The 14,693-nt window shown below is 38.4% G+C and carries 11 protein-coding genes; 9 read left to right on the top strand and 2 right to left on the bottom strand.

What is annotated here, in order from left to right:
- Positions 1–56 precede the first annotated feature (56 nt).
- From plsB to FTV41_RS08840, 7 genes are all read left to right on the top strand, one after another.
- Positions 57–2,561, top strand: a complete 2,505-nt coding sequence (gene plsB, locus FTV41_RS08870) for a glycerol-3-phosphate 1-O-acyltransferase PlsB (RefSeq protein ID WP_178319045.1) — start codon at positions 57–59, stop codon at positions 2,559–2,561.
- 191 nt (positions 2,562–2,752) lie between these two features.
- A complete protein-coding gene (locus FTV41_RS08865) occupies positions 2,753–3,064 on the top strand; it encodes a metalloregulator ArsR/SmtB family transcription factor (protein WP_004973501.1) in 312 nt (103 codons plus the stop codon).
- Positions 3,065–3,182: 118 nt separating this feature from the next.
- Entirely contained in the window at positions 3,183–4,907 is a 1,725-nt protein-coding gene (locus tag FTV41_RS08860; protein WP_004973499.1) for a SulP family inorganic anion transporter, read from the top strand.
- A 212-nt stretch (positions 4,908–5,119) separates the two neighbouring features.
- Complete coding sequence (gene sstT, locus FTV41_RS08855; RefSeq protein WP_179996415.1) at positions 5,120–6,316, top strand: serine/threonine transporter SstT; 1,197 nt, start codon at positions 5,120–5,122, stop codon at positions 6,314–6,316.
- 37 nt (positions 6,317–6,353) lie between these two features.
- Positions 6,354–7,028 (top strand): YoaK family protein, encoded by a 675-nt coding sequence (locus FTV41_RS08850; protein ID WP_004973496.1) that lies wholly within the window; start codon positions 6,354–6,356, stop codon positions 7,026–7,028.
- Between the two features lie 15 nt (positions 7,029–7,043).
- The gene (locus tag FTV41_RS08845; RefSeq protein ID WP_004973493.1) at positions 7,044–7,577 is read left to right on the top strand and encodes a DUF2058 domain-containing protein; all 534 of its coding nucleotides are present in this window, start codon (positions 7,044–7,046) and stop codon (positions 7,575–7,577) included.
- Between the two features lie 273 nt (positions 7,578–7,850).
- The gene (locus FTV41_RS08840; RefSeq protein WP_179996414.1) at positions 7,851–9,137 is read left to right on the top strand and encodes a mechanosensitive ion channel family protein; all 1,287 of its coding nucleotides are present in this window, start codon (positions 7,851–7,853) and stop codon (positions 9,135–9,137) included.
- A gap of 487 nt (positions 9,138–9,624) precedes the next feature.
- Here the strand turns inward: FTV41_RS08840 and FTV41_RS08835 are convergent, their stop codons facing one another.
- A complete protein-coding gene (locus FTV41_RS08835) occupies positions 9,625–10,107 on the bottom strand; it encodes a hypothetical protein (protein WP_004973490.1) in 483 nt (160 codons plus the stop codon).
- 386 nt (positions 10,108–10,493) lie between these two features.
- On the opposite strand from FTV41_RS08835, the gene FTV41_RS08830 reads away from it, so the two are divergent.
- Complete coding sequence (locus FTV41_RS08830; protein WP_242756599.1) at positions 10,494–11,771, top strand: GGDEF domain-containing protein; 1,278 nt, start codon at positions 10,494–10,496, stop codon at positions 11,769–11,771.
- Between the two features lie 51 nt (positions 11,772–11,822).
- Positions 11,823–13,313, top strand: coding sequence for an amidase (locus FTV41_RS08825; RefSeq protein WP_131261947.1), 1,491 nt, complete (start codon positions 11,823–11,825; stop codon positions 13,311–13,313).
- Between the two features lie 99 nt (positions 13,314–13,412).
- Here the strand turns inward: FTV41_RS08825 and FTV41_RS08820 are convergent, their stop codons facing one another.
- Positions 13,413–14,594 carry an MFS transporter gene (locus tag FTV41_RS08820; RefSeq protein ID WP_096901597.1) on the bottom strand — a complete coding sequence of 394 codons (1,182 nt, stop codon included), beginning with the start codon at positions 14,592–14,594 and terminating at the stop codon, positions 13,413–13,415.
- Positions 14,595–14,693: the final 99 nt, after the last annotated feature.

Genomic DNA, 14,693 nt, shown 5'->3' with positions numbered 1-14,693 from the left:
AAATTCGCTATTTATTTTTTGACAATAGCAACACATAACAAAATGTAGGGAATGCAATGTCTAATAAACGTTACAGTCAGCTTTATCGTAATTTCACTAAAAAAATCTTAGATAAGATTGTGACGCCACAAGTATTAGGCACGACTGCAGAATTAGAACATCGTGTTGCACAAAGCTCTGAAAAAACACAATTTTGTTATGTGCTGCAAGATGCCTCTCTCAGCAATACCGTATTGATTGATCAGCAGACGCAATCTCGTGGTTTACCTTCTGTGTATGCGCCTTTAAACATTGCCGAGCATCAGGAAGACGATTCCATTTTGGTCTTGCGTGAGAAAAACCCACAGCACAGTGCTTATCACTACTCTGCTAAATTGATTCGACTCATTGAAACCTTAGAGCAACATCCTGAACATGATGTGTTGTTAGTTCCCGTAACTGTACTTTGGGGACGTTCACCCGAATACGAAGACTCTTGGTTTAAAGCATTATTTGCCGATGCATGGTCTACGCCAAACAAGCTTAAACAAACCATTAATATTTCGCTCTATTCACGTGATAACTACATCGAGTTTCATAAAGCAATTTCCTTACGTCAGCTTATTGAACAAGCCACACAACAACAACCACACTTATCGCCTGCGCACTTTATTGAGCAACATCTGGAACACAATTTTAATCAACACAAAGAAGCGATTTTAGGCCCAGACTTATCTGACCGCCGTAATTTGATTCATGCGTTGATGAAAAGTGAAGCAGTACAACAAGCTATTCGTAAAGAAAGTATCGAACAAAAAGTCAGTATGTTTGAAGCAGAAAACCGTGCTAAAAGCTATTTAACTGAAATTGTATCGGACTTTTCTTATTCGACTTTGCGTTTTGCTGAACTGGCACTGACCAAGCTTTGGACACAGCTCTATGATGGCATTGAAGTGCATCACTTTGACACGGTACGCGAACTCGCCAAAGACTATGAAATCGTCTATACCCCTTGTCATCGTAGCCACATCGACTATTTGTTGCTGTCTTATGTGATTTTTAATCGTGGCTTGATGGTGCCGCATATTGCAGCAGGTATTAATTTAAATTTACCAATTGTGGGTCAATTAATGCGTGGTGCAGGTGCGTATTTTATTCGCCGTACTTTCAGCGGCAATGAATTATACACCTCGGTATTTAAAGAATATTTACACAGTTTATTGTCACGCAACACGCCACTCGAATACTTCATTGAAGGTGGACGCTCACGTACAGGTTTATTGTTACCGCCGAAAAAAGGCATGTTGTCGATGACCATTCAAAGCCATTTACGCGGAGCAACCAAACCAATTGCATTTATTCCAACGTATTTTGGTTATGAAAAACTGATTGAAGGCACATCTTATTTAAATGAATTAAACGGCAAACCGAAAGAAGCCGAATCTTTATGGGGTATTTTAAACTCTGCCCGTAAAATTGAAAAAGTCTTTGGTCAGGTCTATGTCAACTTTGGCGAACCTGTATTTTTAGATGATGTTTTAACTGCCAACCAAGCACGCGATGTAAAACTGAACATAAATGATGAACTACCGACCTCTGTGATTCACACGGTAGATCATACTGCGCATGCAATCTTGGAAAATATCAATAAAGCGGTGGTGATTAACCCAATCGCCCTCATCTCTCTGATTTTATTAAATGCCGATCAGCATGCATTGAAACAAGATGAGCTGCTCGCCCGAATTGAACAATATCGACGTTTGCTCAAACAATTGTGCTACGACCCACGTATGATTATTACGGGTTTAAATCCACAAGAAATTATTGAATATGCGCTAAAACTTAAACAAGTTGAGCGTTATAACCAAGATGGTGTAGAACAGATTCGAGTCGCAGAAAGCCAAAAAATCTTATTGAGCTATTTTAGCAATAATATTTTGCACTGCTTTATTTTGCCTGCGTGTGTAGCATTAATTGTGCAGCAGTTTAATGAACAAAATTTAGCATTATCATGCGCAGATTTAATGCAAAAACTGCAGGCGATTTATCCATATTTGAAGCAAGAGTTTTTCTTGGCATGGACGGCGCAAGAACTTTCTCAAGAAATCGAAAAAATTGTGGCGTACTTTATTCAGCAAAATTGGGTTACAGAAGCAAATCTGCAATTACAGCCGAACCCAGCTACACAGCATGAACTCTATGCCTTAGCTGAACTGGCAAAACCAAGTTTAAATAATTTCGTATTGATTCAAGGGCTTTTGCAGCGTTATAGCGCACACATCCCTTTAAATCTGAAAGTTTTGGAAAAAATGACCAAAACCGTATTACAACGCGCTGCAGATTCTGCACAATTTAAGTCTGCATATTATTTTGATAGTGCCACCTTAAAAAGTTTTATCAGCAGTTTAGATCAGCAAGCCTTGTTGCAACACAATGCTACGCAGATAAGCCTAGATGATACTTTTAGTGCCAAAATGTCGGAATACTTTGCTTGGTATAACCCAGAAATTCACGAATTGTTAGCTGCATCGAGTGAATTTAGTGAGAAAGAATTAAAAAGTTTTGAACAAGTGAAAAAATAGGTTTTATTGTAACTCAGCCACTTTTTTATCAATTTTTTGATTAGAATATCAGCCCATTATTTATGATTGGCTGATATCTTTTCTTAAATGATACTTGTTCTCATATATAAATAATGATTTATGTTATATAATTTATCTTCCACTCCCGCCTAATATATATTGGGTTAGCTGTAAATTAAGAGAATAAAACAATGAACGATGGTCTTGAAATCACATCAATGCGTGAATCTGCGGATACCGTTGTTGGAATTTTAAAATCTTTGGCGAATAGTGACCGTCTTTTAATTCTTTGTCATTTATCTCAACAAGAATTAAACGTATCGCAAATTGAAGAAATAACTCAAATTCATCAGCCTACTTTATCGCAACAATTAATGATGCTGCGTAAAAGTGATGTGGTGAATACCCGCCGTGATGGCAAGCAAATTTTTTATTCAATTAAAGATGAAAAAATGGTGCAGGTACTTAATACCCTCTATGCACTTTATTGCCCGCAGGTCTAAATGATAATGCCTGTATTATCAGGCATCACCATAAAACTTGAATACTCTCCTGCTATTTCAAAGACTTCTTAGCATTTTTTGTTCATAATATATCTAAATTTATGATTTAGATTTCAGTATGTCAGATTTCAATTCACGTTTGGCTCGTGTACTACCTGCTTGGCAATGGCTGCGAAAATACAATGCAGAAACATTGAAATCTGATCTGCTGTCTGCGTTTATTGTCATTGCCATGTTGGTACCTCAAGGAATGGCCTATGCCATGCTTGCAGGTTTGCCTCCTGTCATGGGTTTATACGCGAGCGTGATCCCCATGATCATGTACGCCTTGGTTGGTGGCAGCCCAACCTTGTCCATTGGCCCAGTCGCCATTATTTCTATGATGACCTTTGCGACGCTCAATCCTTTATTTGAAGTCGGCTCGGCAGCTTATATTCAAGCAGCCTGTTTACTTGCTGTGATGGTCGGCATTATTTCGCTACTTTTAGGGATTTTTCGCTTCGGTTTTTTAATTCAACTCATTAGCCATCCTGTTATTAAAAGCTTCATTATTGCCTCTGCATTAATGATTGCGATTGGACAGCTTAAATTTGTGTTAGACATCCCCCTTAAAGCCAATAACTTACCTGAGTTCTTATACAGCTTTTGGAAATATATGGGACAAACCCATTTTTATAGCGTGCTCTTGGGTGTTGCTGCCATTTTATTTCTAATTTATGCCCCTAAAATCATCAACAGTAATGCCATTCGTGAGCGTGTTCGAGGTAGCGGCTTTATCTTAAAAGCCTTGCCATTGGTATTGGTGATCGTTTCAATTGCTTTGGTTTATTCATTGCATTTGCAACAAATCGGCATTAAAACAGTCGGAGAAATTCCTTCAGGATTTCCGCCTATTCAATTCCCTGAATGGAATGCACAACTTGTTCTACAACTCCTTCCTGGCGCAGCCATGATTGCCATGATCAGTTTTGTGGAATCTCTGTCTATTGCGCAAGCCACCGCCTTACAACAACGTAGTCACTTAAATAGCAATCAGGAACTGATTGCACTCGGTTTAGCCAATTTTGGCGCAGGTGTTAGCTCCTCTTTTCCCGTCACAGGCAGTTTGTCGCGTACCGTGGTCAATGCCGATGCAGGTGCAAAAACACCAATGGCAGGAGTATTTACCTCCATCATGATTGTTATTGTCAGTTTATACTTCACGGGATTTTTCCAAGATTTACCTCTGGCTGTTTTGGCTGCAACCATTATTGTTTCAATTTGGAAACTAGTCGAGTTTCAGTCTTTTAAAGAAACTTGGCGTTATTCCAAAGCCGATGGTCTAGCCATGTGGGTGACGTTCTTTGGCGTCATATTGATTGATATTTCGACAGGTTTAATTATTGGAATTGTATCTACCTTTATTCTAATGTTGTGGCGTATTAGCCGACCACATATTGCGGTAATTGGTTTACTTGAAGGCACACAACATTTTCGTAATATTCAGCGGCATCAAGTGCGTACCGCGCCACACGTACTTTCCATGCGAATTGACGAAAATCTAACCTTTTTAAATGCCAATACTTTAAAAGGCTTTTTTATTAATCAAGTCAGTCAAAACCCTCAGTTAAAGCATGTTGTGGTGAATTGTTCGAGTATTAGCAGTATTGATTTAAGCGCACTCGAAATGCTGGAAGATTTAAATCTTGAACTAAAAAAATTGAATATTTGTCTGCATTTTTCTGAAATTAAAGGCCCGGTAATGGACAAATTACAACACTCAAAACTTTTGCAGCATTTAAATGGAAAAGTTTTTTTTTCACATTATTTAGCCATGCAAGAGCTTGCGCCTGAACTGACTTAAAGATCAAGAAATTGATCTTTAATTTTATCTTTAAAACTGGATGCTCAACACACATGCTTTTTGATCAAAGAGTACGTTTATCTTGCTGAAATTTAAGTAGTTTAATAAATATCACTTTTAAAAATATAGACTTAATTTTTATATAAAAATTATTTTTAAGCACATGGATATTTCAGTATAAAATAGCCGCTTTTCTTTAACCTTGTTTTCGTATGTTTTCAGCTTTTTTGCGTTTGAGTTTAGTCTCCCGAATTATGATTGCAATTGTACTCGGTGTGGCTGTTGCAATTTTATTTCCAGAATCTGCGCCCTATTTAAGCCTTTTGGGTGATATATTTATTAAAGCCCTGAAGTCTGTTGCGCCAATTTTAGTCTTTATTTTGGTCATGGCATCGATTGCCAATTTTAAAATTGGAAGCAGCAATGCCTATATCAAACCGATTATGCTGATGTATGCGATTGGTATGTTCTTGGCTGCGCTCAGTGCAGTTATTGCAAGTACGCTTTTCCCAAGTACATTATTTTTAGATGTTGCAACACAGTCAGAATTAACCCCGCCGGGCAGTCTTGCTGAAATTTTGAAAAATCTTTTACTTAGTTTTGTTGCTAACCCTGTAGTTGCCATTGCCGAAGCCAACTTTATTGGTATTTTGGCTTGGGCTGTGGCTTTAGGGATTGCCTTCCGCCATGCTACAGAGTCCACCAAAGCATTGTTGAATGATGCAGCCAATGCAGTCAATCGCGTTATTCGCTTGGTGATTAACTTTGCGCCTTTCGGTATTTTTGGCTTGGTTGCCGTGACATTTGCCGATGCAGGCTTGAGCACCTTAGCCAGTTATGCTCAATTATTGGCAGTCTTGTTAGGTACGATGTTCTTTGTCGCGTTGGTCATCAACCCAATCATGGTGGCATTTGTGACCCGCAGCAATCCTTATCCTTTAGTTTTTCAATGCTTACGCGAAAGTGGCATTACTGCTTTCTTTACCCGTAGTTCTGCAGCCAATATCCCTGTCAATTTAGACTTAGCCAAGCGTTTAGGCGTACAGGAATCAACCGCGAGTGTTGCAATTCCGTTAGGTGCAGCAATTAACATGGCAGGTGCATCGGTCACCATTACCGTTTTAACCTTAGCTGCAGTAAATACCTTAGGAATTTCTGTCGATTTTAGCACCATGCTGATTTTATCTGTGGTTGCAGCGGTGTCTGCATGTGGTGCTTCAGGCGTTGCTGGCGGCTCGTTACTACTGATTCCTGTAGCGTGTGGCTTATTTGGTATTTCTTCAGATATTGCCATGCAAGTTGTTGCAATTGGTATGGTCATTAGCGTATTGCAAGATTCTACTGAAACTGCACTTAACTCATCTACCGATGTGCTATTTACTACTGCGGTTGACCGTGGTTTGAGTTAAGATACAATGCGTTAGGAAACTTACGCAATCATCCATTATGCCTTTTCAAACTTTACCCCTTTGGGTGCAATTTGGTGCTTTTTTTCTAGCTGTCAATGCTGGAATTATTAACGTACTCGGATTGGTGACCGTATTGCACCAGTCCGTTTCGCACATGACTGGTAACGTCAGTATCTTAGCGATGGCGCTAATCGACTGGAAACCAGAAGCCATGATTTTCTTGTTTCTGGTGATTTTGTGCTATGTGATTGGCTCATTTTATAGCGGCGTCATTTTAGGAAATAGCAATTTTCGCTTAGGGCGTCGCTATGGTTTTCCCATGAGTTTGGTGGCTTTTTTTATTTTAATCTGCTGGGTATTATTGCCTTATTTCCCACGTTATGCCCTGCTTTGGGCGTCAGTTGCCATGGGCATACAAAATGCCATGATCAGCTACTATAAAGGCACCATCATCCGCACCACACATTTATCTGGGGTATTGACCGATTTAGGCTTAGCCCTCGGTTATCGAGTGCGGGGCTTACAAGTTGAAAAAAGACGTATTGTTTTACACCTACTGATTTTAATTGGTTTCTTTGTGGGTGGATTACTCGCTGCAGCCATTTATCCTACATTTAAACTGAATTCTTTTCTGGTACCTGCAGGACTCAGCCTAAGTTTGAGTTTGGTGTATTGGATTATTTATTTTCGCTATCGACATCTTCAACATTAAGTTTCGGAAATTATCATGGTTAAAAATGCACTACAGGCACAATTGCTCAAAGCGGGTTTAGTCGATAATAAAAAGGCAAAAAAACTGTCTAAACAAACCTTACACGAACAGCGCACAGGTGAAAGTAAAGATGCTGAAGTGAAAGCCAAAATTGCACAGGCACAGCAAGAAAAACTCGCCAAAGACCAAGCTATTGAGCAAGAAAAGAAAGCCGCTTTACAGGAAAAAGAACTGAAAGCAGCAATTATGCAAATGATTCAGCAGCATAAAATTCGTGATACCGATGGTGAAGTGGCTTATCAGTTTTTAGATGGCAAGATTAAAAAAGTGTATATCAATCAACAAATTTACAATGCACTCGTGGCAGGTAGTTTGGTGATTGCCAAAGAAAATGACAGTTATGCGTTCCTGCCTAAAGCTTTAGCTGAACGTATTAATAGCAAAATGGAAGGCTTTATTATTGTCAATAATGCCGAGAAAAATGAAGCCACGACAGATGAAGAAGATCCATACGCAGCCTATGTGATTCCAGATGATTTAATGTGGTAGATCACGCAAGTATTTATGCAAATATTTATGCTAGGTATCTATTCAAAGCCAGTATCTGTACTGGCTTTTTTATTATGACTGCAACTTGATTGAAAACTTTCAGTAAAAACAAATAATTGAAATGTAGCAAAAAGTTACTCAGACTTCAAATTTAAACTTTAGTCGATACACTATCTAACAATTTCATACATCAATGAAGAATTAAGGTGAATTGCAGGCCAAAATTCTAAGTGCCGTGCAGACGAAAATCAGCAACCTTAAAGCGAGGACCTTTTGCAAGAATTTAATTTTATTCAAAATATTCAGGAATGGTATAACCAATACCCTTGGTTAGAAATGCTGACCTCACTCAGTATTGTGATTCTACTGGCAATTTTAGCCAACTTTATTGCCAAGCAAATTGTAGTGCGCGGGATTCGCAAACTGATTTCTAAAATGACCTTTGCCAATAGTGAAATTATTTCACAGCATAGTGTCATCCGACGTATTGCCAACATTGTCCCAGCTGTCGTGATTATGAACGGCATCACCACCGTACCGCATTTGTCAGATAAAGTAGAAAGCTTTGTGCAAATGGGTGCGCAAGCCTTTATATTCCTGACCATTGCATTGGCAATTTCTGAATTTTTAAATATTTTTAACCTGTTCTATCAACGCAACCCTAAGTCACGCAACAAGCCAATTAAGGGCTATTTGCAGTTAGTTAAACTCATTATTTATGTGGTCTGTGCCCTCATGATTTTAGGCACTTTCCTGAAAAAAGATGTGTTTACCTTACTCGCAGGTTTTGGTGCGATGGCTGCTGTTTTGATGTTGGTTTTCCAAAATACCATTTTATCTCTAGTGGCTTCGGTACAAATTTCTTCCTACGATATGGTACGGATTGGTGACTGGATTGAAATGCCTTCTTTAAATGCCGATGGTGATGTCATTGATATGTCATTACATACAGTCACCGTGCAAAACTGGGATAAAACCCTGACCACTATTCCAACCAATAAACTCATTACCGATACCTTTAAAAACTGGCGTGGCATGCAGGAAGCTGGTGCCCGACGTATTAAACGTGCCATTTTAATTGATCAAAGTTCTGTGCACTTTATGACTGAACATGAACAAAGCAAACTTAAAGAGTTTTTGTTATTGGATCAATATTTACATAGCAAAAATGAAGAAATTGAGCAGTTTAATCAGCAGTTAGCAAATCAATCACAATACAACCAACGCCGTTTAACCAATTTAGGGACTTTCCGCGCCTATGTTGAGTTTTATCTGAAACAACATCCAGGTATTAATCAATCTCAGTCATTGATTATTCGTCAACTACAGCCAAGCAGTGAAGGTTTACCACTAGAAATTTATGCCTTTACCAAAACCACTGCATGGAAAGAATATGAAAGTATTCAATCCGATATTTTTGATCATTTGCTGGCAATTATTCCGGAGTTTGGCTTAAAAGTGTATCAAGCCCCATCGGGTTCAGATTTAAAGCAAATTGCTGCACCATTTAAAGCAAATTCTGTCCAAAGTCTAAATCCTTTAGAAATTGACGAGGCATAATTATGGATTTATTGCTGAGCCATGTGTCGCAAAATGCTTGCATGGCTCAGTAGCCGTTTTTATTTTCAGCAAGACGATAAAATTTTCATTAAATTAAAATGCACTCGTACACTCGTATATGAATAAGAGAAAATAAAGTCTTATTTGTAAGAGCTTTGTTGAAACAAATATCTAACACTATGTTTTAATTATATTTAAATTTCCTCAAACCTTTAAATCACAGCTTGCTCCAAATTTATGTAATAAGGTCATTGCCGGTTGAAAAAGTCTAATGATTCTAAGAATTCACCTAACTTTTCAACTCACTAAAATGTGTCGCTCTTGTTAATTGATTCTGGATTCGAAAAATGATCATCAATAATTCGTCTAATGAAAGATTGAAATTCACTACTTTTGTGCTTTAGCGCTCTAGATGATCAATACACGCGCTACAGGATGAGGGGTACGAGTTTATAAAAGATCTCTAATAGACCAAATAATGAAAAGTTTAAGGCAGGACGCGGTACAACGTCGCAAAACATTGTTCTGCTTTTTCATTACTACAGAAATTAATGGTGTGCGCATTTTTCCATTTTACAAAATATTGTGAAATATCGCCTGTTTGGTCTTCCTGATAACCAGAACAATCCACTTCATTATTGTCATATTTAACTTGCAAAATTAAAGCCGGTAACGAATTTGCAGGGTCTTGTGAAGGTTGATAATCATATACACCTGCAGACCATTCTTGACCGCTTTTAATCACCACATCGCTATTACTTTTAAAGTTGTAATATTCAATACATTTACGATTATTTGGGATTTGCATGCCCCACAGCCCCACAATTTCTGGACGGGTCACCACACGAAATTTATTGGTCGTTTCTGCTGCTACTGGCGTTAACTTGGCTGAATCTATTGTTGTATTTTCATTCGCAATCGCGCAGACAGAACATAAGCTTAAAACTGTGGTTAGATATATTTTTTTCATACATTTATTTAAAGATATAAACCGTTTAGACAACTTAGCATATTTTTAATCCAAATCTGCAAGCATAAACATAACACAACAATTTTATTTAACGAAAATGTGACTTAGTTTACATTTAATCGACTTTGTAGGTAATGGTTATTTGATATGATCGCCTTTCTGTTGTGAACGTCACACTCATTCAAGTTTTTTTCTTAATTATCAACCCATTGCAAAAGTGAGTTTAGTACTTGCAAAACTTTAGCATACCGCAAACTATATCTTCGACTCAAAAGCAAATATTTGCCTTTGGACTGCTAGCCGTTGTGGTATTTTTTTCTTGTTTATTGGGTATTTTTACTCGCCCACTTAGCTACTTTTCTTTTTTTTGGCCAAGCAACGCCCTCTTGTTGGGGCTACTCATTCGCTTTCCATCTTTAAACAGTTTTGGTGGAATTTTGGGTGCTTTTTTTGGCTATATGGGCGCCGATTTGGTCACAGACAATACTTTCCTGATGACGCTAGGTTTAACGCTTTCCAACTTTGTAGCTGTTTTTAGTGGGTTGTTTTTCTTTAATTTTGCCCGCGCTAAACTTCCAGCGAGCAATAATAATGTGTCAGAGCTATATCCACATATTATTGCTGTAACTTTAGGCTGTTTCTTTGGGGCTTTATTTGCCATTCTTCTGCTGCCAAATTTGCCGCACACCTTTATGTTAAAAGAAAATCGTTGGATTGATTTTTTTACTTGGTGGTCTGGTGAAATTTTAAATGCGGTAATTGTCTTACCTTTAATTTTGGCTGCCCCAGGCTGGTCTAAATTCAAAAAACTTATAAATAATCAATATGCTAAAGAAACTCAAATTCAGGATATCTTGCCCTTTTTTGCATTACTGATCTCTATCGCCTGCACCCATATTTTTTATGGACCAGGTGCATTGTTGTATCCATTGGCTGCATTAATTTGGGCAGCTGCCAGCTATCAACTTTTTAATTTGGCACTGATTAATAGCTTGGTCTGTTTAACTCTGTATCACAGCGTCACAGGCTTGTTTATAGATCAAGTGAATTCGAGTTATTTAACCACCATTATTTCTATTCGTGTGGGTTTAATTATTTTAGGTCTTGCCACGTTAATTTTATGTGTGATTAGCCAAAACCGAAATCAGTTGTATAGAGAAGTATTGTATTTGGCAAATCATGACAGTTTAACCGAAACACTGAACCGCCGTAGTTTTACTCAGTTAAGTGAAAAAGCTTTAAAGCATAAAAACAATCATTCATTGTCTTTAATTATGTTAGATATCGACGATTTTAAAAAAATGAATGATCAATATGGGCATTATGTCGGTGACCGTGCTTTGCAACATCTCTCTAACATCGTTAAAAGCAATTTACGTGATCACGATTTATTTTGTCGCATTGGTGGTGAAGAGTTCATTATTTTGCTGAACAATAATAACTTAAATAAAACTCAACGCATTGCAGAACGTATTCGTATGTGTATTGAACATCAAGCGTTAAATTTAGAAAACCTTGAACCCATTCATTTTACAGTAAGCATGGGCGTGTCACATACACACTTACCCACCAATCTCCCTTTACAAGATTTAATTATTCAGGCAGATCAGGCGCTATATCAGGCAAAAATGCAAGGTCGTAATCGGGTCATTCTTGCTTCTTAAACAAAAATAGCATACAACATGAATTTGACAATACAGATTTTCAGGATTGAAATGAAACTTGCAGAATACCTCCAATATGATGCTTTAGGCTTGGCAGAGCTGGTTGCCAAAAAGGATGTTCAGGCCTCAGAATTATTAGATATTGCGTTACAACGTGCTGAACAAACCAATCCACAATTAAATGCCATTATTATTCCTATGCATGAACATGCACGGCAGCGCACACAAACAAAATTAACAGGCCCATTTGCAGGTGTGCCCTTTTTAGTCAAAGACTTATTTCAACAATATGCAGGCTATCCGACTTCATTTGGTTGTCAGGGTTTAAAACGTGCGCATCATCTTGCAGAACAAAATGCAGAAATTGTAAATCGTTGGGAAAATAGCGGAATCGTTACCTTTGGACGTACCAACACGCCTGAATTTGGGATTAAAGGGATAACCGAGCCAGATGCTTGGGGTGCATGTAAAAATCCATGGAATTTGAAACACAATAGTGGTGGTTCTTCTGGTGGTTCTGCGTCTGCAGTTGCGGCAGGTATTGTGCCGATTGCAGGGGCAAGTGATGGCGGTGGTTCAATTCGTATTCCTGCGTCTTACTGTGGTTTGTTTGGTTTAAAACCAAGTCGTGGACGCACCCCGTGGGGGCCACAACTCAGTGAAGCCATGCATGGTGCAGCGATGCAACATATTTTAAGTAAAAGTGTACGTGACAGTGCGGCAATGCTCGATGCAACGCATGGCGCAGATGGTCATTCACTTTTCAAAATTGAAGCTCCTGAACGCAGTTATTTAGATGCAATTCAGCAAGCGCCAAAAAAATTAAGAATCGCATATTCGACCCAATCTCCGATTGGTACAGCTGTTTCACAAGATGCGATCAATGCCATTCAAAAAACCGTACAGCTTTTAGAATCTTTAGGGCATGAAGTTGTTGAAGACCGTCCGGCTATTGATGGTATGCAATTGGCCAAAGATTTTATTACCACATGGTTTAGCCAATTTGCTTATTTAATTGCTGAAATTCAAACTCGCCTGCCAAATCATTCCGATAATTTTGAGCTCGACTCTTTGGCTTTGGCTGCCTTTGGCGCAAAAACCACGTCAGTAGATTACATTCGTAATTTGAATAATTGGGGGGTATATGTCGCGCAAATGAATCAATTCTTTGAGCGTTATGATTTATACCTCATCCCTGCAACTGCCTCAGTTGCACCAAAAAATGGCGAAGTTAAAACTCCTGCATGGCAAAAACCAATTTTAAAAACACTATTACATGCAGGTAAAGCACATTGGTTAGCGCAAGGTAAATTGGTCGATCGCATTGTCAAAGAAAACCTAAAATGGGTGCCATTTACTCAACTTGCCAATATTACTGGGCTGCCTGCAATGTCTGTGCCATTGTATTGGAATAAAGATAACTTACCATTGGGTTCGCAGTTTATTGCGCCTTTTGCACGTGAAGATGTGCTTTTACAACTGGCTGCACAACTTGAAACGGCTCAACCGTGGTGGCATCAATACGCTAAAATCCGTATTTAATGTAGCAATCAATTAGTAAGAAGCAAGCAAACTATACCCATCCAACTTTGCTTGCTTCTATTTTTGATAAAAGAACGGTGTCACTGCAAAATCACCAATCTAGGCTTTGGTATCACTCGACATTGACTGCGATTCTAATTGCTTTGGCAATCCCCAAATAAAACACAGACCAACGAGTGTAGATAATCCTGCAAAAATAAAAATCCATTCGCCTGAAACAATATCCCAATAATGCCCTGCCAAAATACTCCCCAGTGCAACACCTAAACCCCACATGGTACTGTAAAGTGCTTGCCCACGACCTTGTTGCCCTGCAGAAAAGTTTTGAAAAATCACCCGCATGGCAATGATATGAAATAATCCAAAACTAAAGGCATGGATGCTTTGTGCAAAAAAATGTGCAAAAAATATGGATGGAAATAAACCAACTATCACCCAACGTAAGCCTGTTAAAATTAAACATACGGCAACCAGTGAACGCCAAGACCAACGCTTTAAAAACAAACTCGCATAGGCAAACATAATGATTTCAGCAACCACCCCGACAGACCACAATAAACCGATCTGACTTGTGCTAAATCCTGCCTGACTTAAAAAATTACTATAAAAACTATAAAATGGTGCATGCGAAAACAGCAAAATCAATTCAATAATAAAAAATGAATAGACCACTGGGCGCTTTAAAATGGGCAATAAGGGTTCAAGTTGTTTTTGTGCAATGGGTGCGGTGCTTGGTTCTTGAATACTGAACGACCATAGAAATGCCAGTAAAGAAATACTGAGTAGCAACATCGGTAACATGGAGATTGGTATAATTTCTAAAATAGCACCTATGCCAAAAACCCCGACAATAAAGCCTATAGAACCCCATTTTCGCACTTTGCCATAGAGTTCTGCACGTTTCTCGCCCAACCAAAACAAAGTCACGCCTTCAAATTGTGCCAAAATTGCATTTTGGAAAAAGCTAAAAATCAGCATGAGTAATGCAACAGACTGAAAGCTATTTGGAACAATAAAAATCAGCAACCAAATGCTGGCTTCCATCCAAGTTGCGATGCGTACCAAAAGCATCCGTTTGCCTGATTTATCGGCAATCCATCCCCAAATAAAAGGCGCGAAAAAGCGCGTTAAAATGGCAATGGAAGATAAAACACCAATTTCCTGATAATTAAAGCCTTGATCTTCTAAGTACAGGCTCCAAAAAGGCAAAAACGTCCCAACAATTGCATAGTAGAAAAAGTAGAATCCACCTAAACGTGTCGATATATTCAAGGCTTGCATCAATGTATATTTCCTTGATTTTTCAAACACATAAATAAGTGCATTTCTAACCTGATCTAAAATTTTAAGACAACCGATATATTAACACTGTAGTACTTT

The sequence above is a fragment of the Acinetobacter sp. YH16051 genome (assembly GCF_013417135.1).
In the GTDB taxonomy this organism is placed as follows: Bacteria; Pseudomonadota; Gammaproteobacteria; order Pseudomonadales; family Moraxellaceae; genus Acinetobacter; species Acinetobacter towneri.
Note: the sequence above shows the minus strand (reverse complement) of the source record. Positions and strands in the feature narration are given on the sequence as shown.

Excerpts from the sequence above, each read along its gene's own strand:
- plsB (WP_178319045.1), top strand. The coding sequence starts at position 57 with ATGTCTAATAAACGTTACAGTCAGCTTTATCGTAATTTCACTAAAAAA.
- FTV41_RS08865 (WP_004973501.1), top strand. The coding sequence starts at position 2,753 with ATGAACGATGGTCTTGAAATCACATCAATGCGTGAATCTGCGGATACC.
- FTV41_RS08860 (WP_004973499.1), top strand. The coding sequence starts at position 3,183 with ATGTCAGATTTCAATTCACGTTTGGCTCGTGTACTACCTGCTTGGCAA.
- sstT (WP_179996415.1), top strand. The coding sequence starts at position 5,120 with ATGTTTTCAGCTTTTTTGCGTTTGAGTTTAGTCTCCCGAATTATGATT.
- FTV41_RS08850 (WP_004973496.1), top strand. The coding sequence starts at position 6,354 with ATGCCTTTTCAAACTTTACCCCTTTGGGTGCAATTTGGTGCTTTTTTT.
- FTV41_RS08845 (WP_004973493.1), top strand. The coding sequence starts at position 7,044 with ATGGTTAAAAATGCACTACAGGCACAATTGCTCAAAGCGGGTTTAGTC.
- FTV41_RS08835 (WP_004973490.1), bottom strand. The coding sequence starts at position 10,107 with ATGAAAAAAATATATCTAACCACAGTTTTAAGCTTATGTTCTGTCTGC.
- FTV41_RS08825 (WP_131261947.1), top strand. The coding sequence starts at position 11,823 with ATGAAACTTGCAGAATACCTCCAATATGATGCTTTAGGCTTGGCAGAG.
- FTV41_RS08820 (WP_096901597.1), bottom strand. The coding sequence starts at position 14,594 with ATGCAAGCCTTGAATATATCGACACGTTTAGGTGGATTCTACTTTTTC.